19 protein-coding genes and 1 riboswitch are annotated in these 20,322 nt (G+C 75.0%); of the genes, 16 read left to right on the forward strand and 3 right to left on the reverse strand.

The genetic code is table 11. From position 1 onward, the window contains the following. The first annotated feature begins 149 nt into the window (after window positions 1-149). From aroA to ABLE88_RS23065, 9 genes are all read left to right on the forward strand, one after another. On the forward strand, window positions 150-1,517 hold the full coding sequence (gene aroA, locus ABLE88_RS23025) for a 3-phosphoshikimate 1-carboxyvinyltransferase (RefSeq protein ID WP_348834198.1): 1,368 nt from the start codon (window positions 150-152) through the stop codon (window positions 1,515-1,517). Continuing rightward, window positions 1,514-2,143: a (d)CMP kinase gene (locus tag ABLE88_RS23030; protein WP_348834200.1), complete on the forward strand. Its 630-nt coding sequence runs from the start codon at window positions 1,514-1,516 to the stop codon at window positions 2,141-2,143. The genes aroA and ABLE88_RS23030 overlap by 4 nt, the downstream gene beginning before the upstream one ends. A 481-nt stretch (window positions 2,144-2,624) precedes the next feature. Then, window positions 2,625-2,847: riboswitch (cobalamin riboswitch) on the forward strand. A 59-nt stretch (window positions 2,848-2,906) separates the two neighbouring features. Further along, window positions 2,907-3,380 carry a DUF1636 family protein gene (locus ABLE88_RS23035; RefSeq protein ID WP_348834202.1) on the forward strand — a complete coding sequence of 158 codons (474 nt, stop codon included), beginning with the start codon at window positions 2,907-2,909 and terminating at the stop codon, window positions 3,378-3,380. Next, window positions 3,377-4,429, forward strand: coding sequence for a cobalamin biosynthesis protein CobW (gene cobW, locus ABLE88_RS23040; protein WP_348834203.1), 1,053 nt, complete (start codon window positions 3,377-3,379; stop codon window positions 4,427-4,429). Before ABLE88_RS23035 ends, cobW begins: the two co-directional genes overlap by 4 nt. A 21-nt stretch (window positions 4,430-4,450) precedes the next feature. Continuing rightward, window positions 4,451-7,780, forward strand: coding sequence for a cobaltochelatase subunit CobN (gene cobN, locus ABLE88_RS23045; RefSeq protein WP_348834205.1), 3,330 nt, complete (start codon window positions 4,451-4,453; stop codon window positions 7,778-7,780). After that, window positions 7,777-9,339, forward strand: a complete 1,563-nt coding sequence (cobG, locus tag ABLE88_RS23050; protein ID WP_348834207.1) for a precorrin-3B synthase — start codon at window positions 7,777-7,779, stop codon at window positions 9,337-9,339. The genes cobN and cobG overlap by 4 nt, the downstream gene beginning before the upstream one ends. Then, the gene (locus ABLE88_RS23055; RefSeq protein WP_348834209.1) at window positions 9,336-9,992 is read left to right on the forward strand and encodes a precorrin-8X methylmutase; all 657 of its coding nucleotides are present in this window, start codon (window positions 9,336-9,338) and stop codon (window positions 9,990-9,992) included. Before cobG ends, ABLE88_RS23055 begins: the two co-directional genes overlap by 4 nt. A gap of 25 nt (window positions 9,993-10,017) precedes the next feature. Beyond that, the gene (locus ABLE88_RS23060) at window positions 10,018-10,743 is read left to right on the forward strand and encodes a precorrin-2 C(20)-methyltransferase (protein ID WP_348834210.1); all 726 of its coding nucleotides are present in this window, start codon (window positions 10,018-10,020) and stop codon (window positions 10,741-10,743) included. Continuing rightward, window positions 10,740-11,516: a precorrin-3B C(17)-methyltransferase gene (locus ABLE88_RS23065; protein WP_348834211.1), complete on the forward strand. Its 777-nt coding sequence runs from the start codon at window positions 10,740-10,742 to the stop codon at window positions 11,514-11,516. The genes ABLE88_RS23060 and ABLE88_RS23065 overlap by 4 nt, the downstream gene beginning before the upstream one ends. On the opposite strand, the gene ABLE88_RS23070 is transcribed toward ABLE88_RS23065, so the two are convergent. Next, window positions 11,483-12,256: a cobalt-precorrin-6A reductase gene (locus tag ABLE88_RS23070; RefSeq protein ID WP_348834213.1), complete on the reverse strand. Its 774-nt coding sequence runs from the start codon at window positions 12,254-12,256 to the stop codon at window positions 11,483-11,485. The two genes, ABLE88_RS23065 and ABLE88_RS23070, sit on opposite strands and share 34 nt — an antisense overlap. On the opposite strand from ABLE88_RS23070, the gene cbiE reads away from it, so the two are divergent. From cbiE to cobM, 3 genes are read left to right on the forward strand one after another with little or no spacing between them, the layout of a single operon-like run. Beyond that, a complete protein-coding gene (gene cbiE / locus ABLE88_RS23075; RefSeq protein WP_348834214.1) occupies window positions 12,255-13,565 on the forward strand; it encodes a precorrin-6y C5,15-methyltransferase (decarboxylating) subunit CbiE in 1,311 nt (436 codons plus the stop codon). The two genes, ABLE88_RS23070 and cbiE, sit on opposite strands and share 2 nt — an antisense overlap. After that, complete coding sequence (locus ABLE88_RS23080; protein ID WP_348834215.1) at window positions 13,562-13,945, forward strand: cobalamin biosynthesis protein; 384 nt, start codon at window positions 13,562-13,564, stop codon at window positions 13,943-13,945. Before cbiE ends, ABLE88_RS23080 begins: the two co-directional genes overlap by 4 nt. Next, window positions 13,942-14,703: a precorrin-4 C(11)-methyltransferase gene (gene cobM, locus ABLE88_RS23085; protein WP_348834216.1), complete on the forward strand. Its 762-nt coding sequence runs from the start codon at window positions 13,942-13,944 to the stop codon at window positions 14,701-14,703. Before ABLE88_RS23080 ends, cobM begins: the two co-directional genes overlap by 4 nt. Here cobM and ABLE88_RS23090 read toward each other — a convergent pair. Further along, the gene (locus ABLE88_RS23090; protein ID WP_348834217.1) at window positions 14,670-15,830 is read right to left on the reverse strand and encodes a cobalt-precorrin-5B (C(1))-methyltransferase; all 1,161 of its coding nucleotides are present in this window, start codon (window positions 15,828-15,830) and stop codon (window positions 14,670-14,672) included. The genes cobM and ABLE88_RS23090 overlap by 34 nt on opposite strands. Before the next feature lie 62 nt (window positions 15,831-15,892). Here ABLE88_RS23090 and ABLE88_RS23095 point away from each other — a divergent pair, with 62 nt between their 5' ends. Next, a complete protein-coding gene (locus ABLE88_RS23095) occupies window positions 15,893-17,212 on the forward strand; it encodes a cobyrinic acid a,c-diamide synthase CobB (protein WP_348834218.1) in 1,320 nt (439 codons plus the stop codon). 30 nt (window positions 17,213-17,242) lie between these two features. Here the strand turns inward: ABLE88_RS23095 and ABLE88_RS23100 are convergent, their stop codons facing one another. Then, a complete protein-coding gene (locus ABLE88_RS23100; protein WP_348834219.1) occupies window positions 17,243-17,446 on the reverse strand; it encodes a hypothetical protein in 204 nt (67 codons plus the stop codon). A 135-nt stretch (window positions 17,447-17,581) separates the two neighbouring features. Between ABLE88_RS23100 and ABLE88_RS23105 the strand changes: the two genes are divergently transcribed. The 3 genes from ABLE88_RS23105 to ABLE88_RS23115 all read left to right on the forward strand — a co-directional run bounded on the left by ABLE88_RS23105 (window position 17,582) and on the right by ABLE88_RS23115 (window position 20,257). After that, entirely contained in the window at window positions 17,582-18,184 is a 603-nt protein-coding gene (locus tag ABLE88_RS23105) for an SAM-dependent methyltransferase (protein WP_348834221.1), read from the forward strand. Between the two features lie 183 nt (window positions 18,185-18,367). Next, on the forward strand, window positions 18,368-18,589 hold the full coding sequence (locus ABLE88_RS23110) for a hypothetical protein (protein ID WP_348834223.1): 222 nt from the start codon (window positions 18,368-18,370) through the stop codon (window positions 18,587-18,589). A gap of 189 nt (window positions 18,590-18,778) precedes the next feature. Then, the gene (locus ABLE88_RS23115) at window positions 18,779-20,257 is read left to right on the forward strand and encodes an NAD-dependent succinate-semialdehyde dehydrogenase (protein WP_348834225.1); all 1,479 of its coding nucleotides are present in this window, start codon (window positions 18,779-18,781) and stop codon (window positions 20,255-20,257) included. Window positions 20,258-20,322 lie beyond the last annotated feature (65 nt).

Genomic DNA, 20,322 nt, shown 5'->3' on the forward strand with positions numbered 1-20,322 from the left:
GGCGCCTGCCACAGGGTCTGTCAAGGCCAATCGCAGGGCAAGGCCTCCCCGTGACGGCGCTCGCGCGCCTGTGTTAGACGAGCGGCCGATCCAAGACGACACCAACCGGCCCGCCCGCGCGCCGCGGCGGAGCCCCTGGGAGGCCTCCCATGTCCAGCGCATCGCCCGCCTCCGCCGCCCATGGCGAGGGCGCGCCGGTCCCCGCCACCGCGCTCCCTTGCGGCCCGCTGACCGGGCGGGTGCGGGTGCCCGGCGACAAGTCGGTGTCGCACCGCGCGCTCATCTTCGGCCTGTTCGCGGAGGGGGTGACCGAAATCACCGGCCTGCTCGAGGGCGAGGACGTGCTGAACACCGCCAAGGCCTGCGCCGCCTTGGGCGCCAAGGTGGAGCGGCTCGGCGAGGGCCACTGGCGGGTCACCGGCGTCGGCCGGCACGGCCTGTCCCAGCCGGACGCGACGCTCGACTTCGGCAATTCCGGCACCGGCGTGCGCCTGATGATGGGCGCGGTCGCGGGCCAGCCGGTGACCGCCACCTTCGACGGCGACGCCAGCCTCAGGCGCCGGCCCATGCGGCGCGTGCTCGATCCGCTGCGGCAGATGGGCGTCGAGGTGCTGGCCGAGGCCGAGGGCGGGCGCCTGCCGCTGACCCTCAAGGGCAGCATCGCGCCGTCTCCCCTCACCTACGAAAGCCCGGTGCCCTCGGCCCAGGTGAAATCGGCGGTGCTGCTCGCCGGGATCGGCGCGCCGGGCAGCACGGTGGTGATCGAGCGCGAGGCGACGCGCGACCATACCGAGCGCCTGCTCGCCCATTTCGGCGCCCAGGTGCGCGTCGAGCCGCACGGGCCGCACGGGCGGCGGGTGACGCTTGAGGGCGGGGCGCAGCTGAAGGGGGCGCCGGTGGCGGTGCCGGCGGACCCGTCCTCCGCCGCCTTCCCGCTGGTGGCGGCGCTGATCGTGCCGGGATCGCAGGTGATTCTGGCCGACGTGATGATGAACGACCTGCGCACCGGGCTCATCGCCACGCTCAAGGAGATGGGGGCCGCGATCGAGACCCTGGCGACCCGCACCGAGGGCGGCGAGAGCGTCGCCGACCTCAAGGTAAGCCATTCCAGGCTCAAGGGAATCGAAGTTCCCGCCCACCGCGCGCCGGCGATGATCGACGAATATCCGGTGCTCGCGGTGGCCGCCGCCTTCGCCGAGGGCGAGACCGTCATGCGCGGGCTCTCCGAGCTCCGGGTGAAAGAGAGCGACCGCCTCGCCGCGGTGGCGCAAGGCCTTGAGATGTGCGGCGTTTCCCACGAGGTGAGGGGCGACGACCTGATCGTGCGGGGCGCGGCGGCGGTCCGCGGCGGCGGCCCGGTCGCGACCCACATGGACCACCGCATCGCCATGGCCTTCCTGGTCATGGGCCTCGCCTCGCAGGACGGCGTGAGCGTCGACGATGTGGCGTTCATCGCCACCTCCTTCCCCTCCTTCCTCCCCATGATGCGCGCGCTCGGCGCGGAGATTCGCGCATGATCATCGCCATCGACGGGCCGGCGGCCTCCGGCAAGGGCACGCTCGCCCGGCGCATCGCCGCGCATTACGCTCTCCCACACCTGGATACCGGACTGCTCTACCGGGCGGTGGCGGCCCGCTGCCTCGCCCTCGGCCTGCTCGACGACGTCGCCGCCTCGGAAGCGGCGGCGGCGCGCCTCGACGTGGCGGCGATCGATCCCGAGGCGCTGCGCTCGGCCGCCATGGGCGAGGCCGCTTCGGTGGTGGCGGCGCGGCCGGGAGTGCGCGCGGCGCTGCTCGACCTGCAGCGCCGCTTCGCCGCCCAGGAACGGGGCGCGGTGCTGGACGGGCGCGACATTGGCACCGTCATCTGCCCGGATGCCGACGTGAAGCTGTTCGTCACCGCCGCGCCGCAGGTGCGCGCCGAGCGGCGCTTCAAGGAACTCGCCGGCCGCGGCGCCGCGGTGACGTTCGCCGACGTGCTGGCCGACATCGAGAAGCGCGACGAGCGCGATTCGCTGCGCTCCGCCGCGCCCTTGGTGAAGGCGGACGATGCCGCTCTGCTCGACACCAGCGCCCTCGGCATCGAGGCGGCGTTCGACGCCGCCATGGCGCTCGTGACGCAGCGGCTCGGGCAGAGGGGCTGAGGCGGGGGGTCGCGTCAGTTCTCCGCGCCAGCGCCTCCCCTTTGCGGAACTCTCGCCTTTGAGAACCCCTCCCCCTAAAGGGGAGGAGCAGGGGTGGGGGTGCAGGACCCTCTCGGAAAGTCAGCTGTGCCGTTCCCGTCCGCTCGACGCCCTCCTGATGGCCACCGGCGGCGTCTCTCGCCCCTCTGCCAACATCCAACCCGCCCAATCCCCTCCCCGTCGGGCGACCCCCACCCGCTCACCCCGGCCCTCTCCCCACAAGGGGGGAGGGGTGTGCGCGGCGAGGAAGGGCCTGCGCGATGAGCAGGTAGGAACCGGCAGCGCCCGCGTGCCCCGGCCGACCGGAGCGTCAGCGCCGGGAGCGCCGGGGCCCAGCGCAAGAAATCCGCCGAAGGCGATCATTCCCGCCGAGGGCGACTCGCCTCGGGCCGCGAGCGGCCCACGCCCCGCGCGCCATTTGACAACCCGCCCCGGCCGGCCCTTAAGTGACCCGGTCGATGGTCCCGCGCGCGAGGGTACGCGCCGGGCGCAAAAGGGAATGCGGTGGGGCGCCGTGTCGAAGGACGGGCGCCGAATCCGCGGCTGCCCCCGCAACTGTAAGCGGTGAGCTTCCGTCAAAGGCCACTGGGCGCATGCGCTCCGGGAAGGCGGCGGAGGCGCTGAGATCCGCGAGCCAGGAGACCTGCCCTCGACAAGGTCCGCGCCGGGCGGGGTGCCTCGGTCTTGCGTCCCTCCACGCCCGCAGGCGGGCGGCCCCGCACCCATGGACCGATGCCCGGTGGAGCGCGCCGCACCGTCTTCTCCCCCTGCCGATCCGCCCGCCGCCGATCCGCCCGCCGCCGAGGCGCGCGCGCAGGCGGCCGCGGCGCCGGTGACGCTGTTGGTCTGCGTCACCTGCGGCGCCGGGGCGGACGGCCGGCCGGCCGAAGGCGCCGCCCTGCTCGCGGCGGCGCGCGCCGCCGGCGCCGGCCCCGACGCCCTCGGCATCGAGATTTCCCCCGTGCGTTGCCTCGCCAATTGCAAGCGCGCGCTCTCCGCCGCCATCGCGCGGGCCGACGGCTGGACCTACGTGTTCGGCGACCTCGACGTTCACAGCGCCCCGGACCTGCTCGCCGGCGCGCGCCTGCTCGCCGCCGCCGGCGACGGCCTCATGCCCTGGCGCGGCCGGCCCGAGCGGCTGAAGCGCGGCATGGTCGCGCGCCTGCCCCCATTGTTCCCAGCCAAGGACCCCTCATGACCGCGCCCGCCCCCTCCGCTTCCGCTTCGCTCGCCCGCGTGCCCTGCACCATCGTCACCGGCTTCCTCGGCGCGGGAAAGACCACCCTCATCCGCCATATGCTGGAAAATGCCGGCGGCAAGCGCCTCGCGGTGATCGTCAACGAGTTCGGCGACGTGGGCATCGACGGGGAGATCCTCAGGGGCTGCGGCGTCGCCACCTGCGCCGACGAGGACATCGTCGAGCTCGCCAATGGCTGCCTGTGCTGCACCGTAGCGGACGACTTCGTGCCGGCGCTCGACAAGATCCTCGCCCGCGCGCCCGACCACATCCTGATCGAGACATCGGGCCTCGCGCTGCCCAAGCCGCTGGTGCAGGCGTTCCAGTGGCCGGCGGTGAAAAGCCGGGTGACGGTGGACGGCGTGGTGGCCGTGGTGGACGGCCCGGCGCTCGCGGAAGGCCGCGTCGCCAGCGACCACGACGCGCTCGACGCCCAGCGCGCGGCGGACGCGAGCCTCGACCACGAGGACCCGGTGGAGGAGGTGTTCGAGGACCAGATCGCCTGCGCCGACCTCGTCATCATCACCAAGGGCGATTTGATCGACGCCGCCGCCGCGCAGATCGCCGGCGCCCGCGTCGCCGCCCATTTGCCGCGAGCCGTCAAGGTGCTCACCATCACCAACGGCAAGGTGGATCCGGCGGCCCTGCTCGGCCTCGGCCTCGCGGTGGAGGACCAGATCGACGCCCGCCGCACCCATCACGACGACGAGGAGGGCCACGACCACGACGACTTCGACAGCATGGTCGTGGCCTTGCCCGAGATCGCCGACGCCGCGGCGCTGGCCGACCGGGTGGCGCGCGCCGCCGCGGCCGCCGACGTGCTGCGCGTGAAGGGCTTCGCGGCGGTCGAGAACAAGCCCCTGCGGCTGCTGGTGCAGGGGGTCGGCGAGCGGGTCTCGCACCATTTCGACCGGCCGTGGGGCGCAAGCGAGGCGCGCCGCGGCGCGCTGGTGGTGATCGGCCTCAAGGGCTTCGACCGCGCCGCGGCGCAGCGGACCATCCTCGGCTGAGGCGGGGAACGCGAGAACGCCATGCACCTCCTGTCCACCACGTCCGCGACCCTCGAGGATCTCGCCGAGCCGGTGGACCTCGCCCAGACGCCCGGGGACATGGCGGTGCTCTCCTTCGCCGACAGCGACCTTCTGGCGCTCGCCGCCGCCTGGCGCGCCGGGCGCGCGCGCCTGCCGAGCCTGCGCCTCGCGCGGCTGAAGGACCTCAGGCACCCCCTGTCGGTGGACCTGTGGGTGGACACGGTGGCACGCCACGCCAAGGTGATCGTGGTGCGCCAATTGGGCGGGCTCGACTGGTGGCGTTACGGCGCCGAGCGGCTCGCCGCGCTCGCCCGCGCCAAGAACATCGTGCTGGCGCTGCTGCCCGGCGAGGACCAGGACGACGCGCGCCTCGCCGCGCTCTCGACCCTGCCGCCCTTGGAGCTGGCGCGCTGGCTCGCCTGTTTCCGCGCCGGCGGCCCGGACAACATCGCCGCCGTGCTGGCCCTCATGGCCCGAGCCGCAGGCCATGAGGCGCCGCCGCCGCCCGCCCCGCGCCCGGTGCCCGCCAGCGGCGTTTTGGCGCGCGGACCGGACGGCGGCTTCTCGCTCCCGGCTTTGCCTCTCGCGGTGCCGGACGGGCCGGCGGCGCTGATCGTGCTCTACCGCTCCATGTGGCTCGCCAGGGATGCGGCGCCGCTGGAGCGCCTCGCCGACGCGCTCGCCGCGCGCGGGCTCGCGCCGGTGCCGCTGTTCGTCTCCAGCCTCAAGGCGCCGGACTGCGCCGCCGCCGTGCGCGACGCGCTCGCCCGGTTCGACCCCAAGGTGATCATCGCCGCCACCGCCTTCTCCGCCGGCGAGGCGCAGGCGCTGTTCCTGCCGGGCGGGCCGCCGGTGCTCCAGGCGGTGCCCGCCACCACCGCCCGCGCCGCCTGGGAAGCGAGCCCGCGCGGCCTCTGCGCCGCCGACCTCGCCATGCACGTGGTGCTGCCGGAGCTGGACGGGCGGGTGCTGGCGGGTGCGCTCTCCTTCAAGGACTTGCTTCCCGACGACGCGGACCTCGGCTTCTCGGCGGCGGTGAACCGGCCCGAGCCGGCGCTCATCGCCCATGTGGCGGACCGCGCCGCGGCGCTGGCGCGGCTTGCGGCGACGCCGCGCAGCGAGCGGCGCCTGTGCGTGATCCTGCCCGATTATCCCGGCGCCGCCGGCCGCGCCGGCTATGCGGTGGGGCTCGACGTGCCCGAGAGCGCGCGCCGGCTGCTGCAGACCCTCGATGCCGCCGGCTACCGGGTCGGCGCGGTCCCGGCCGACGCCCGCGCTCTGCTCGATGCGCTGGCGCCGGCGCCGGCGCTGTCTTTGCCCGCTTATGCCGCCGCCCTAGCCGGTCTTCCCGAGCCGGCGCGCGCTGCGCTCGCCGCCGCCTGGGGCGCGCCGGAGACCGACCCCGACCTTGCGGACGGCGCCTTCTGGGTGCGCCACGCCGCATTCGGCAATGTCACGGTGGCGCTCGCCCCCGACCGCGGCGCGCGCCTCGACCGGCGTGCCGACTATCACGACCCGGCGCTGCCGCCGCGCCACGGGCTGGTCGCCTTCGGCCACTGGCTGCGCGCGGGGCGCGACGTCGACGCGGTGGTGCATCTCGGCGCCCACGGCACGCTCGAATGGCTGCCGGGCAAGGCGGCGGCGCTCACCCCGTCCTGCTTCCCGCGGGCGGTGATGGGCGCGCTGCCGGTGGTCTATCCCTTCATCGTCTCCAATCCCGGCGAGGCCGCGCAGGCCAAGCGCCGGCTCGCCGCGCTCACCATCGGCCACCTGCCGCCGCCGCTCGCCGGCGCCGGCCTCACCGAGGCCGAGGCGCGGCTGGAGCGGCTGGTGGACGAATACGCCCAGGCCGAGGGCCTCGACCGGCGCCGGCGCGCGCGGCTCGCCAAGCTGATCGTCGAGACCGCCCGCGAGAGCGGGCTCGCCGCCACCGCCGGCGTCGCCGGCGAGGTCCACGCCGACACGGCGCTGCGCCGCATCGACGCCTGGCTGTGCGACCTCAAGGACCTCGCGGTGAAGGACGGGCTGCACGTGTTCGGCGCCGTCGCCGAGGGCGAGGCCGACCCGCTGCGGGTGGCGAGCGCCGCGGCGGAGAACGCGGCGCTGCTTGCCGCGCTCGACGCCCGCTTCGTCGCCCCGGGCCCCGCCGGCACGCCGGGGCGGGGGCGGGGCGACGTGCTGCCAACGGGGCGCAACCTGTTCACCGCCGACCCGCGCACCCTGCCCACCCAGACCGCCTGCGACCTCGCCCGGCTCCAGGCCGAGGAGATCGTGCGCGCCTTCCTCCAGGAGGAGGGCGACTACCCGCGCGCTCTGGTGCTCGATCTGTGGGGCAGCGCGGCGCTGCGCACCGGCGGCGAGGAGATCGCCCAGGGCCTGTGGCTCATGGGCTGCCGGCCGCTCTGGGACCCGGCGAGCGGCCGCGTCACCGGCATCGAGGTGCTGCCGCCCGCGGTGCTCGGCCGGCCGCGCATCGACGTGACGTTCCGCATCTCCGGTCTGTTCCGCGACGTGTTTCCCGCCCAATTGGCGCTGCTCGACGCGGCGGTGCGGGCGGTGGGCGCGCGCACCGAGGAGGCGGCCTCGCAGAACCCGCTCGCCGCCGCCGTCGCGGCGGGGGAGGAAAGCGGGCGCATCTTCGGCTCGGCGCCCGGCGCCTACGGCGCCGGCATCGAGGACCAGCTCGCGCGCGGCGCGTTCGCGGACCGGGCCGCGCTCGGCCGCGACTATCTTGCCGCCGCCTCCCACGCTTATGGCGGCGCCGAGGGGACGGCGCAGGCCGCGCCCGGCGCCTTCGCCCGGAGGGTGGCGGAAGCCGATGGCCTGGTGCATGGCTGGGACGATGCCGGGCGCGATCTGCTCGACGGCGGCGCCGACGCCGCCTTCGTCGGCGGCTTCGCGGCCGCCGCGCACGCGCTCGGCCGCTCGGCGCATCTGGTGATGCTCGACACCCGCGACCCGGCCCGCCCGCGCGGGCGCACGCTCGTGGAGGCGCTGAGCCTGCTGGTCCACGGCCGGGTCTCGCCGGTGTTCATCCAAGGCCAGATGCGCCACGGCCCGCGCGGCGCCGCCGAACTGCTGGAGACCGTGGACCGGCTCGTCGCCTTCGCCGAGACCACCGGCGCGGTGCCCGCGGACCTGCTCGACCGGCTGCACGGCGCCTATCTCGGCACACCGGCGGTGCGCGCCTTCCTGATCGCGCAGAACCCTGAGGCGGCGCGGGCCATGGCGGCGCGCTTTGCCGATGCGCGCCGGCGCGGCCTGTGGCATCCGCGCCGCAACGACGTCGACGCCGCGCTTTCCGCGCTCGCAGCGCAGGCGGTGCCATGAGGCGCGCGTCCCGCCCCCTCCCGCCCACGCGGCGCGGCGCCTGCCCGGCGCTGTCCGCGCCGATGGCGACCGGCGACGGCCTTCTGGTGCGCCTCGTGCCGGCGGACGGCGCGCTCGCCCCGGCCCAGCTCGCAGGGCTCTGTCAGGCGGCGCGTGGCTTCGGCAACGGCCTGCTGGAGGTGAGCGCGCGCGGCAGCCTGCAAATGCGCGGCCTATCGGAAGAAACCATCGGCGGCCTGCGCGCGGCCGTGACCGCGCTCGCCATCGCCCCGCGCGAGGGGGTGCCGCTGGACCTCTCCCCGCTCGCCGGCCGCGACGTGAGCGAGATCACCGACGCGCGCCCGCTCGCCCGCCGCCTCAAGGACGCCATCGCCGAGGCCGGGCTCGCGGAACGGCTCGGCCCCAAGGTCTCGGTGGTGCTGGACGGCGGCGGCGCGGTGCGCCTCGATGCGCTGAGCGCCGACGTGCGGCTCGTCGCGGTGCCGGGCGCGGACGGCATGATGTGGGCGCTGGCGCTGGCGGGCGACGCCGCCACGGCGCGCCCGGTCGCTTTGCTGCCCGAGGCGGAGGCCGCCGCGGCGGTGCTCGCGCTCCTCTGCCGGCTCGCCGCCCTCGGCCGCGATGCCCGCATGGCCGACCTGCTGCGCGCCGAGGCCGCCACCGTTTCGCCGCCGCCACCCCCTGACGCACCGCTCCCCCTCCCCCCTTGCGGGGGAGGGATGGGGAGGGGGGTCCGCGCCCCCGTCGCGGCATCTGGCGCCGGGGCGCGGGGAAACGGAGCGGCCGCGACACCCCCCACCCTGCCCTCCCCCGGAAGGGGGGAGGGAGGCCCTTCCGGCGCCGCCGGGGCAAGCGAGGAACGGGCGCGAAGCCGCCGCCCCGCGCCGCCCATCGGCCGCTTCCCCCTCGCCGACAGCAGCGTGGCGCAAGGCGTCGGCCTGCCGTTCGGACAGATCGAGGCCGAGACGCTCGCCGCGCTCGCGGACGCCGCCCGCCGCGCCGGCGCGCGCGACCTGCGGCCGGCGCCCGGCCGCGCGCTCATCGCCACCGGGCTCTCTGCCGATGCTGCCGAGGCCTTCGCCGCCGACGCCGCCCGGCGCGGCTTCCTCACCCGCCCCGACGATCCGCGCCTTTCGGTCGCCGCCTGTCCCGGCGCGCCCGCCTGCCGCTCGGCCCACATGCCGGCGCGGGCGCTGGCGGGCGCGGTGGCGGCGGCGCTCGCGCCGATCCTCGACGGCTCGGTCGCGGTGCATCTGTCCGCCTGCACCAAGGGCTGCGCCCATCCCGCGCCGGCGGCCCTCACCTTCGTGGGCATGGACGAAGGCATCGCCCTCGTGCGAGAGGGCAATGCAAGCGCGGCCGCGCGGGCGGACTTCGCCGTCGCGGCGCTGCTGCCCCGGCTCGACGCGCTGGCGCGCGCGGTGGCCGAAGGCCGCCGCGCCGGCGAGGACACGGCCACCGCGCTGGCGCGGCTCGTGGGCGCGCCGACCGCTACGAGAACGACAGACCATGCCGCACACGAGGACGCCGTGACCCCAGCCCCGTTGGCCCATCCATGAACGGCGCGCCGACGCCTTCCCCCGCCGTCCCCGCTTATGAGCGCGACGGCACCGCCATCTATGAGCGCTCGTTCGCCATCATCCGCGCCGAGGCCGACCTGTCCCGCTTCAGCGCCGACGAGGCGGACCTCGCGGTGCGCATGATTCATGCCTGCGGCCTGGTGGAGGCGGCGCGCCACTTCCGCTTCGGCCCCGGCTTCGTTGCCGGAGCGCGCGCGGCGCTGAACGCCGGCGCGCCGATCCTGTGCGACGCGCAGATGGTGGCGCACGGCGTCACGCGCGCCCGGCTGCCGGCCGGCAACGCGGTGATCTGCACTTTGCGCGATGCCGCCGTCCCCGCGCTTGCCGAACGGCTCGGCACCACCCGCTCGGCGGCGGCGCTGGAATTGTGGCGCGACAAGCTCGCGGGCGCCGTGGTGGCGATCGGCAACGCCCCCACCGCGCTGTTCCACCTTTTGGAAATGCTGGACAACGGCGCGCCCAAGCCGGCGGCCATCCTCGGCATGCCGGTGGGCTTCGTGGGCGCAGCCGAATCGAAGGAGGCCCTCGCGCAGAACCCGCGCGGCGTGCCGTTCGCCATCGTCGAAGGCCGGCTCGGCGGCAGCGCCATCACCGCCGCCGCGCTCAACGCGCTCGCGAGGGCCGGCCTATGAGATGCGGGCCTGCGAGGAGCGGCGCATGAGGGGCCATCTTACCGGCGTCGGCGTCGGCCCCGGCGATCCCGAGCTCATCACCCTCAAGGCGGTGCGCGCGCTCGCCGAGGCGGACGTGGTGGCCTATTTCGCCAAGGCGGGAAACGTCAGCCACGCCCGCACCATCGCCGCGGCGCACATTCCGGCGGGGGCGATCGAGCTGCCGCTCCACTATCCCGTCACCACCGAGATCCACCGGCACGATAGCGCCTACCGCGCCGCCATCGGCGCCTTCTACGACGCCAGCGCGTCCGCCGTGGCCGAGCATCTGCTGGCGGGGCGGCGGGTGGCGGTGCTGAGCGAGGGCGACCCGCTGTTCTACGGCTCCTACATGCACCTGCATGTGCGCCTCGCGCCGCGCTTTCCCACCACCGTCGTCGCCGGCGTCACCGGCATGTCGGGCTGCTGGTCGCAGGCCGGCGCGCCGATCGCGCAAGGCGACGACGTCTTGATGGTGGTGCCCGGCACGCTGGACGAAGCGGAACTGACGCGCCGCTTCCGCGAGGCGGATGCCTGCGTGGTCATGAAGGTGGGCCGCAACCTGCCGAAGATCCGCCGCGCGCTCGCCGCCGCCGGCCGGCTGGACAAGGCGCTCTATGTGGAGCGCGGCACCATGTCGGGCTGCGCGCTGGTGCCGCTCGCCGAACGGGGCGAGGCGAGCGCGCCCTATTTCTCCATCGTGCTGGTGCCCGGCTGGGCGCAGGCGGCATGAGCGCCGCCGCGCCGGGCGGGCGCCTCACCGTGGTGGGCCTCGGCCCCGGCTCCGCCGCCCAGGTGACGCCGCAGGCGCTGGAAGCGGTGGCGGCGGCGGACGCGCTCTACGGCTATGCGCCCTATCTCGCCCGGCTGCCGGAGCGCGAAGGCCAGAGCCGCCACGCCTCCGACAACCGCGAGGAGCTGCGGCGCGCGGCGGCGGCGCTGGAGGCGGCGGCGGCGGGGGCGCAGGTGGCCATGGTCTCGGGCGGCGATCCCGGCGTGTTCGCCATGGCGGCGGCGGTGTGCGAGGCCATCGAGGCCGGGCCGCCCGCTTGGCGCGCGCTCGAGGTCCGCGTGGTGCCGGGCGTGACCGCCATGCTGGCGGTGGCGGCGCGGGCCGGGGCGCCGCTCGGCCACGATTTCTGCGCCCTCTCGCTCTCGGACAATCTGAAGCCGTGGGAGCTGGTGGAAACGCGCCTTCGGCTCGCCGCCGAGGCGGGCTTCGTGATCGCGCTCTACAATCCCGTGAGCCGGGCGCGGCCCTGGCAGCTCGGGCGCGCCTTCGACCTCTTGCGGGAGAAGCTGCCCGGCACCGTCCCGGTGGTGTTCGGCCGCGCCGCCGGGCGGGCGGACGAGCGCATCGCCGTGGTGCCGCTCGCCGAAGCCCGCTCGGACGACGCCGACATGGCCACCTGCATCATCATCGGCTCGGCGGACAGCCGGGTGGTGGCGCGCGAGGGGCTGCCGCCTCTGGTCTACGCGCCCCGCGCGGCGGGGGCGGCGCGGTGAGCGAGCCGCGCCATCAGCCACGCCTCGGCGGCGGCCACGTCGTCGACCGCCGGCACGTCCGGCCCCTGTGGGCGGGCGATCAGGAGCACCGCGATGCCGAGCGCGCGGGCCGCCGCGATCTTGCCGTAGGTGGCCGCCCCGCCGCTGTTCTTGGCGACGATGGCATCGATGCGGTGGGCGACCAGAAGCGCACGGTCGCCCTGTTCCGTGAACGGGCCGCGACCGAGCACGTACTGCGCGTCCGGAACCGCCAGCGGCGGGTCGACGGGATCGACGCTGCGCACCAGATAGGCGTGCTGCGGCGCCGCCGCGAAGGCGCGCACCTCGTTGCGCCCGAGCGCCAGGAACACCCGCCGCGGCGCGTCGCCCAAGGCGGTGACCGCCGCCGCCACGTCGGCGACCGCGCGCCAGCGGTCGCCGGGGACCTTCTGCCAGGGCGCGCGCCGCAGCGCCAGCAGCGGCACGCCGGCGCGCGCGCAGGCGATGGCCGCATTGGCGGAGATGCGGGCGGCATAAGGATGGGTGGCGTCGATCACCGCGGCGATGGCCTCGGCCTGCAGATAATCGGCGAGCCCTTCGGCCCCGCCGAAGCCGCCGACGCGCACCGGCACCGGCTGCGGCGCCGGCGCAAGGGTGCGGCCGGCGAGCGAGAGGGTCACGGCAAGGCCCGGCCGGCCCGCGAGCCGTCCGGCGAGCGCGCGCGCCTCGCCGGTGCCGCCCAGAAGGAGCACACGCGCCATGGCTAGGCCGCCCGGTTCGTCCAAATCACCCACCACGTCCACCCCGTCCGGGTCGAAAGGGGCGCGGAAGGCAGCGCCCCAGGCCGCGCAGGGTGCCGCGGACGGGCGCTGGCTGTCCATCGTCGGCATCGGCGAGGACGGGGCGGAGGGCCTCTCCCCCGCCGCCCGCGCGCTCGTCGCGGGCGCGCAGATCGTGTTCGGCGGCGCGCGGCACCTCGCTCTGGCGCAGGGCCTCGTCACCGGCCAGGCGGTGCCATGGCCGAGCCCGTTCACGGTGGAGGGAGTGCTCGCCGCGCGCGGGCGCACGGTGTGCGTGCTCGCCTCGGGCGATCCCATGTTCCACGGCGTCGGCGCGGTGCTGGCGCGCCACGTGCTGGCGGGCGAGATGCGGGTGGTCCCAGGCCCGTCCGCCTTTTCGCTCGCCGCCGCGCGGCTCGGCTGGCCGCTCCAGGAGGCGGCGCAGGTGTCGCTGCACGGGCGCGAGATCGGCCGGCTGCGGCCCCACCTGCAGCCCGGCGCGCGCATCCTCGCCCTCACCTCGGACGAGACCGGCCCCGCCGCGGTCGCAAAGCTGCTGGCCGACTTCGGCTGCGGCGCCTCGCGCGTCACGGTGCTGGAGGCGCTGGGCGGCCCGCGCGAGCGCATCCGCACGGCGCCGGCGGACGGCTTCGCGCTCGACGGCATCCAGCCGCTGAACCTCGTCGCCATCGAGGTGGAGATGGCCGTCGGCGCGCCGCTCCTCACCTTTGCCACCGGGCTCGGCGACGAGCTGTTCGAGCATGACGGGCAGATCACCAAGCGCGAGATCCGCGCGCTGACCCTCTCCGCGCTGGCGCCGCGCCGGGGGGACTTGCTGTGGGACATCGGCGGCGGCTCGGGCTCGGTGTCCATCGAGTGGCTCCTGCGCGACCCCTCGCTCGCGGCCATCGCCATCGAGAAGGACCCGGTCCGCGCCGCCCGCATGGCACGCAACGCGGCGCGGCTCGGCGTGCCGCAGCTCCAGATCGTCGAGGGCGCGGCGCCCAAGGCCCTTGCGGGACTGCCCCTGCCCGATGTCATCTTCGTGGGCGGCGGGGCGAGCCGCGCGCGGCTGCTCGACGTGGCGCTGGAGGCGCTCAGGCCCGGCGGGCGGCTGGTGGCGAACGCGGTGACGCTGCAGACCGAGGCGCTGCTGCTCGCCGCCCATGCGCGGCTCGGCGGCACGCTGGTGCGCATCGCCCTGTCGCGGGCGGCCCCGGTGCAGGGGCTGACCGGCTGGCGCTCGGCCATGCCGGTGACCCAGTGGAGCTATGTCAAGGAGCGCGGATGATCGTCGCCGGCATCGGCTCGAAGCGCGGGGTGTCGCAGGACGAGGTGCTGGCCGCCCTCGACGCGGCGCTGGCGCGCGCCGCCTTGACGCGGGCGGACCTGAGCCTCATCGCCGCCCCTGCCGTCAAGGGCGGGGAGGCCGGCATCAGCGAGGCGGCGGCGCGGCTCGCTCTGCCGCTCGTTCTGGTGCCGCAGACCCAGCTGGAGGCGGTCTCGAACCGCACCAGGACCCGCTCCGAGCGGGTGGTGGCGCTGCTGCGCGTGCCCTCGGCGGCGGAGACCGCCGCGCTGGCGGCGTGCGGCGCCAAGGCCGAGCTGCTCGGCCCGCGCCTCGCGCTCGGCCCGGTGACCTGCGCGCTGGCGCGGCGCGGCGCGCCATGACCGTCCACTTCATCGGCGCCGGCCCCGGCGCGGCGGACCTCATCACCGTGCGCGGGCGCGACCTGATCGCCCGCTGCCCGGTGTGCCTGCATGCCGGCTCGACGGTGGCGCCCGAACTGCTCTCCTGGTGCCCGCCGGGCGCGCGCATCGTCGACACCGCCCCGCTCGACCTCGACCGCATCGAGGCCGAGTTCGTGCGCGCCCATCATGCCGGCGAGGAGGTGGCGCGGCTGCATTCGGGCGACCTCTCGCTCTACAGCGCGGTGGCCGAGCAGATCCGCCGGCTGGAGCGGCGCGCCATCCCCTATACGCTCACGCCCGGCGTGCCGGCGTTCGCGGCGGCGGCGGCGCTGATCGGGCGTGAACTGACCGTGCCGGAGGTGGCGCAGAGCGTGGTGCTCACCCGCGTCTCCGGCCGCGCCTCGGCCATGCCGGCGGGCGAGACGCTCGAAGCCTTCGCCGCCACCGGGGCGACGCTCGCCATCCATCTGGCGGTGCACGCCTTGGCGCAGGTGGTGGCGCGGCTGGCGCCGCATTACGGCGCCGACTGCCCGGTGGCGGTGGTGGAGCGCGCCACCTGGCCGGACGCCCGCGTGGTGGAAGGCACGCTCGCCGACATCGAGGACAAGCTCGCGGCGGCGCCCATGACGCGCACGGCGCTGATCCTGGTGGGCCGGGCGCTGAAGGCCGAGGGCTTCCGCGAGAGCGCGCTCTACGACCGCGACTATGTGCGCCGCTTCCGGGGAGGCGGCGCATGAGCCGGGGCGAACGGCGCGCGCCCGCGCAGGGCGCCGTCGCGGTCGAACACGACGATCTCCAGCTCGATGTCGGCGCGCCGCAGCGCGCCCGCCGCGGTCCGCCACGCGCCGTGCGCCACGCGGTCGCCGAGCGCGATACCCGCCTGCGCGGCGAGGGCGAAGGCGTGCGCCACGGTGTTCGCCTGCGCGATCCGCCCGGCGGTCTCCTGCGCTGCGCCGGCCTCTTCGGCGAGGGCGGCCAGCGCCGAAAGGTCGGCGCTGCCGCGCTTGGAATGGAGGTCGAGCCGGCCCTGGGCGAGCTTCGTCATCTTGGCGACCCCGCCCGCCACCGTGACCTTCCTGACCGGATGGGCGGCGAGATATTTCAGCATCCCGCCGGCGAAATCGCCCATGTCGATCAGCGCCACCTCGGGCAAATCGTGCAGCTTCTGCACCGCCGCCTCGGAGGCCGAGCCGGTCGCCCCCGCCACATGATCGACCCCCATGGCGCGGGCGACGTCGATGCCGCGATGGATGGAGTGGATCCAGGCCGAGCAGGAGAACGGGATCACCACCCCCGTGGTGCCGAGCACCGAGAGCCCGCCGAGGATGCCGAGGCGCGGGTTCAGCGTCTTCAGCGCCAGCGCCGCGCCGTCCGCGATGGCGATCTCCACCGCGGCGTCCGCGGCAACGCCATGCGCCTGCGCCACCTCGGCGATGCCTTGCGCGATCATGCGGCGCGGCACCGGATTGATGGCCGGCTCGCCCGGCGGCAAAGGCAGGCCGGGCCGGGTTATGGTGCCGACCCCCTCCCCCGCCGCGAAGGTGACGCCGGCGCCGGGCGCGCCGCGCCGCACGGTGGCGAGCACCAGGGCGCCGTGGGTCACGTCGGGATCGTCGCCGGCATCCTTGACGATGCCGGCGGTGGCGCGCCCCGCGCCGATCTCCTGCCGCGCGAGGGCGAAGGCGGGGCGCGCCCCGCCGGGCAGCTGAACCTCCACCGGGTCCGGAAAGACGCCCGTCACCAGCGCCGCGAACGCCGCCTTGGCGGCGCCGGCCGCGCAGGTGCCGGTGGTCCAGCCGCGCCGCAGATGCGGGCCGCCGGCCTGGGGCTCGCTCGGGTCGTCGGTCGCGGACGGAACGCTCATGGCCTGAGTGATAAGCCCGAAGGCCCTGCCTTTGAAGGGCCTTCGGGCGGCGGGACCGCAGCATGAGCGCGCGCGGCTTCCTCATCGGCGCGCCGCGCTCGGGCTCGGGCAAGACCACGGTGACGCTGGCGCTGCTCTCGGCTTTCGCCCGGCGCGGGGTGAAGGTGCGGGCGGTGAAGACCGGGCCGGACTATATCGACCCCGCTTTCCACGCCGCCGCCACCGGGCGGCCGGGCCTCAACCTCGACAGCTGGGCCATGCCGCCGGCGCTGCTCGACGCGGTGGCGGCGCAGGCGGCGGAAGGCGCCGAGCTGTTGGTGGCGGAAGGCGCCATGGGCCTGTTCGACGGCGTGCCGGCCGCGCCCGGCCGCACCGGCGCCGGGGCGGACGTGGCGGCGCGGCTCGGCCTGCCGGTGGTGCTGGTGCTCGACGTGTCGGGCCAGTCGCAGACCGCGGCGGCGGTGGCGCGCGGCTTCGCGCTGTTCGATCCCGCCGTGCCGCTCGCCGGCGTGGTGCTGAACAAGCTCGCCAGCGCGCGGCACGAGGCGCTGATCCGCGCCGCCATGGAGGCGGCCGGCATCAAGGTGCTCGGCGCGATCCCGCGCGAGGCGGCGCTGATCCTGCCGGAGCGCCATCTGGGCCTGGTGCAGGCGGAGGAGACCGGCGACCTGCCCGCGCGCCTCGCGGCGCTCGCCGAGCTCGCCGAACGCCACCTCGACCTTGCCGCCATCCTCGCCGCCGCCCGCCCGCTGGCGCCACTGCCGGCATCCGAGGCGCAGGCGCACGCCTGGCCGCCGCCGGGCCGGCGCATCGCGCTGGCGCGAGACGCGGCCTTCTCGTTCGTCTACGGCCATGTGCTGGCGCACTGGGGGCGCCTGGGGGCCGAGATCGTGCCGTTCTCGCCGCTCGCCGATGAAGCGCCGGACGAGACCTGCGACGCGCTGTGGCTGCCCGGCGGCTATCCCGAGCTGCATGCCGGCCGGCTCGTCGCGGCGCGACGCTTCCGCGACGGCGTGCGCCGGTTCGCGCAGACCCGGCCGGTGCATGGGGAGTGCGGCGGCTACATGGCGCTCGGCCGCGCGCTGACCGACGCCGAGGGCGTCGTCCACGAGATGCTCGGCCTCCTCGACCTTGAGACCAGCTTCGCCCAGCGGCGCATGAATCTCGGCTACCGGCAGGCGCATCTGCGCGCGCCCTCGCCCCTCGGCCCGGAGGGGGCCACGGTGCGCGGCCACGAATTCCACTATGCCACCACGCTCACGCGCGGCGCTGACGCGCCGCTGGCGCAGCTTTTCGACGCGCAGGGCCGCGACCTCGGCCCGGCGGGCAGCCGGCGCGGACCCGTGACGGGAAGCTTCTTCCACGCCATCGCCCGCGCCTGAGGCCGCCGGTGGCGGTGTTCGGACCGCGGGCTATCGGGCCGCTGTCATCCCGTAGATCTGCCGCGCCACCAGCCAGGAGCACGGCACGGCCACCAGCGCGCCGATGCCGGCGGCGAGTGGAATGAGATGCATGCCCTGATTGTAGAGTTCCGGCACCGCCACGACCACCATCACGCCGATGCCCGCGAAGGTGATGCCCATCACCAACCAGACGAGAACAGCCAATTTCCACATGACCCGGCCCTCCTTTCGAGAGGTTCCAAACCCTAGCCCCAGTGGCCGCGCACGGGGTTGACCTCGATCAACGCCGGGGCCATGTGGATTGCGGCGCGACGCCGCTGCGGCGATGCGCGCGGAAGGACGGACAAGATGAACAGCTGGGACGAGCGTTTCGCGGGCGAGGACTTCCTGTTCGGCGAGGCGCCCAACGCCTTCCTCGCGCGCCAGGGCCACCTTCTGAAGGCCGGCCAGCGGGCACTGGCGGTGGCGGACGGGGAGGCGCGCAACGGCGTGTGGCTCGCCGAGCAGGGCCTGAGCGTTCATTCCACCGACTTCTCCGCCGTGGCCCAGCAGAAGGCGCGCCGGCTCGCCGCGCGGCGCGGCGTCGAGCTGGAGCTCGAGCTCGCCGATCTGTTCACCTGGCAATTCCCCGAGGCCGCCTACGACGTGGTGGTGGCGATCTTCATCCAGATCCTGCCCCCCGACGCGCGCGAGCGGGTGTTCGCGGCCATGAAGGCGGCGCTGAAGCCCGGCGGGCTGCTGATCCTGGAAGGCTACCGGCCCGAACAGATCGCCTACCGCACCGGCGGGCCGTCCGATCCCGCCTGGCACTACACCGAGGACCTGCTGCGCGGGGCGTTCGGCGACTTCGAGATCATCGAGCTGTCGAGCTACGACGCCGCCCTCGACGAGGGCAAGCGCCACAAGGGCATGTCGGCGCTGATCGACCTGGTCGCCCGCAAGCCCGCCTGAGGACCGGCGCGGCCCGCTTGACCCATGCCCGGCGCCGCGCGTGCGGCCGACCTGGGCGCAGGGCGCGCGGGAGCCATGACGATTGCGCTCGCCAACCCTTGCGTCATCGGCGTTATGATCCCACCGACGGCCGAAGATGCCGCCGCGGGCTTCCCGCCCGCTCTTGCCGGGAGGACGAGACCCATGAGGTGCCAGCTCAAGGACGACGATTTCCGCCAGGCCGTGCTCGACGTGGTCAGCGCCAAGGACGGCCAGGCCATCATCATCCAGGTGGTCGGCGGATCGACCATCACCGGCTTTGCCCCCATGAGCGTGGGCAAGGACTATCTGCGCTGCCAGATCGGCGCCGGCGCCGGGCAGAAGGAGCAGATCGTCCCGTTCCACTCCATCACCTGCGTGCGCTGAGCCGCCGCGCCGGCGTCGCACGCCGCGCTTGAATACGGGGACGCGCGGCGCGCTTTGAAATCCGTGACGCGCTTGGCGCGCATGGCGCCCGGGTGCACGCCTGCGCGCGAGGCTCTCGCGCGGCTCGTCCTTTCGTCCTATATGCGGAAGCCGAACGCCCCCTTGGCTCTCAGCCTTAGGAGAAAGACCATGGCCGCTCCCCAGCCCCTCGCCCGTACCGGCGCTCCGCGCTTCAATCTTCTGCGCGAGCAGATGCTCATCGGCGGCCAGTGGGTGGACGCCGACGGCGGCGCGACCATCACCGTCACCAATCCCGCCACCGGCGAGGTGATCGGCACCGTGCCGAAGGCGGGCGCCGCCGAGACGCGCCGCGCCATCGAGGCCGCGGCCACCGCCTTCACCACCTGGCGCGCCACCACCGCCGCCGAGCGCGCGGCCAAGCTCCACAAGCTCGCCGACCTGATCCTCGCCAATGCCGAGGAACTGGCGGTGATCCTCACCACCGAGCAGGGCAAGCCGCTGCCCGAGGCGCGCGGCGAGGTGGCCGGCTCCGCCGCTTATGTGCGCTGGTTCGCCGAGGAGGCCCGGCGCCTTTATGGCGACGTGATCCCCTCGCCCTGGGCGAACCGGCGCATCCTCGTCACCAAGGAGCCGGTGGGCGTGTGCGCCGCCATCACGCCGTGGAACTTCCCCTCCTCCATGCTCTCGCGCAAGATCGGCGCGGCGCTCGCCGCCGGCTGCACGGTGGTGTGCAAGCCCTCCGAGCTCACCCCGTTCTCGGGCTATGCCTGGGGCGTGCTGGCGGAGATGGCGGGCATCCCGGCGGGCGTGGTCAACATCGTCACCGGCGACGCCCAGGCCATCGGCGGCGAGATGACCTCCAACCCGAGCGTCAAGAAGGTGACCTTCACCGGCTCCACCCCGGTGGGCAAGCTGCTGATGAAGCAGTCGGCCGACACCATGAAGAAGATCTCCATGGAGCTCGGGGGCAACGCGCCCTTCATCGTCTTCGACGACGCCGACCTCGACCTCGCGGTGGAGCAGGCGATCGCCTCGAAGTACCGCAATGTCGGCCAGACCTGCGTGTGCGCCAACCGCTTCTACGTCCAGGCGGGCATCTATGACGCCTTCGCCGCCCGCTTCACCGAGGCCGCCAAGACGCTGAAGGTGGGCAACGGCATGGAGGAGGGCGTCGCGGCCGGCCCCCTGATCGACGATCGCGCGCTCGCCAAGGTGGAGCGCCTGCTGAAGGATGCGCTCGACAAGGGGGCGAAGGTGACGACCGGCGGCCAGCAGCCGCCCCAGGGCGGCACCTTCTTCGAGCCCACCGTGCTCACCGGCGCGACCCAGGACATGGCGTTCGCGCGCGACGAGATCTTCGGCCCCATCGCGCCGCTGTTCAAGTTCGAGACCGAGGCGGAGGCCGTCGGCTACGCCAACGCCACGGAATACGGCCTCGCCTGCTACTTCTTCACCAAGGACCTCGGCCGCGCGTTCCGCGTCTCCGGGGCGCTGCAGTACGGGCAGGTGGGCGTCAATGCCGGCGTCATCACCACCGAGGTAGCCCCGTTCGGCGGCGTGAAGGAGAGCGGTGTCGGCCGCGAGGGCTCCAAATACGGCTGCGACGACTATCTCAACATCAAGTACGTCTGCCTCGGCGGCCTCTGAGGGCGGCGCCGCCTCCGGCGCGCGCCTGACGACGTCGGGCGGGCGCGTCGGGCGCTTCGACACCG

Source organism: Xanthobacter luteus (assembly GCF_040049235.1).
In the GTDB taxonomy this organism is placed as follows: domain Bacteria; phylum Pseudomonadota; class Alphaproteobacteria; order Rhizobiales; family Xanthobacteraceae; genus Xanthobacter.

Excerpts from the sequence above, each read along its gene's own strand:
- ABLE88_RS23035 (WP_348834202.1), top strand. The coding sequence starts at position 2,907 with ATGGACCGATGCCCGGTGGAGCGCGCCGCACCGTCTTCTCCCCCTGCC.
- ABLE88_RS23105 (WP_348834221.1), top strand. The coding sequence starts at position 17,582 with ATGAACAGCTGGGACGAGCGTTTCGCGGGCGAGGACTTCCTGTTCGGC.
- cobM (WP_348834216.1), top strand. The coding sequence starts at position 13,942 with ATGACCGTCCACTTCATCGGCGCCGGCCCCGGCGCGGCGGACCTCATC.
- ABLE88_RS23080 (WP_348834215.1), top strand. The coding sequence starts at position 13,562 with ATGATCGTCGCCGGCATCGGCTCGAAGCGCGGGGTGTCGCAGGACGAG.
- ABLE88_RS23100 (WP_348834219.1), bottom strand. The coding sequence starts at position 17,446 with ATGTGGAAATTGGCTGTTCTCGTCTGGTTGGTGATGGGCATCACCTTC.
- aroA (WP_348834198.1), top strand. The coding sequence starts at position 150 with ATGTCCAGCGCATCGCCCGCCTCCGCCGCCCATGGCGAGGGCGCGCCG.
- ABLE88_RS23065 (WP_348834211.1), top strand. The coding sequence starts at position 10,740 with ATGAGCGCCGCCGCGCCGGGCGGGCGCCTCACCGTGGTGGGCCTCGGC.
- cobG (WP_348834207.1), top strand. The coding sequence starts at position 7,777 with ATGAGGCGCGCGTCCCGCCCCCTCCCGCCCACGCGGCGCGGCGCCTGC.
- cobN (WP_348834205.1), top strand. The coding sequence starts at position 4,451 with ATGCACCTCCTGTCCACCACGTCCGCGACCCTCGAGGATCTCGCCGAG.
- ABLE88_RS23070 (WP_348834213.1), bottom strand. The coding sequence starts at position 12,256 with ATGGCGCGTGTGCTCCTTCTGGGCGGCACCGGCGAGGCGCGCGCGCTC.
- ABLE88_RS23110 (WP_348834223.1), top strand. The coding sequence starts at position 18,368 with ATGAGGTGCCAGCTCAAGGACGACGATTTCCGCCAGGCCGTGCTCGAC.
- ABLE88_RS23055 (WP_348834209.1), top strand. The coding sequence starts at position 9,336 with ATGAACGGCGCGCCGACGCCTTCCCCCGCCGTCCCCGCTTATGAGCGC.
- cobW (WP_348834203.1), top strand. The coding sequence starts at position 3,377 with ATGACCGCGCCCGCCCCCTCCGCTTCCGCTTCGCTCGCCCGCGTGCCC.
- ABLE88_RS23030 (WP_348834200.1), top strand. The coding sequence starts at position 1,514 with ATGATCATCGCCATCGACGGGCCGGCGGCCTCCGGCAAGGGCACGCTC.
- ABLE88_RS23060 (WP_348834210.1), top strand. The coding sequence starts at position 10,018 with ATGAGGGGCCATCTTACCGGCGTCGGCGTCGGCCCCGGCGATCCCGAG.
- ABLE88_RS23090 (WP_348834217.1), bottom strand. The coding sequence starts at position 15,830 with ATGAGCGTTCCGTCCGCGACCGACGACCCGAGCGAGCCCCAGGCCGGC.
- ABLE88_RS23095 (WP_348834218.1), top strand. The coding sequence starts at position 15,893 with ATGAGCGCGCGCGGCTTCCTCATCGGCGCGCCGCGCTCGGGCTCGGGC.
- cbiE (WP_348834214.1), top strand. The coding sequence starts at position 12,255 with ATGGCTAGGCCGCCCGGTTCGTCCAAATCACCCACCACGTCCACCCCG.
- ABLE88_RS23115 (WP_348834225.1), top strand. The coding sequence starts at position 18,779 with ATGGCCGCTCCCCAGCCCCTCGCCCGTACCGGCGCTCCGCGCTTCAAT.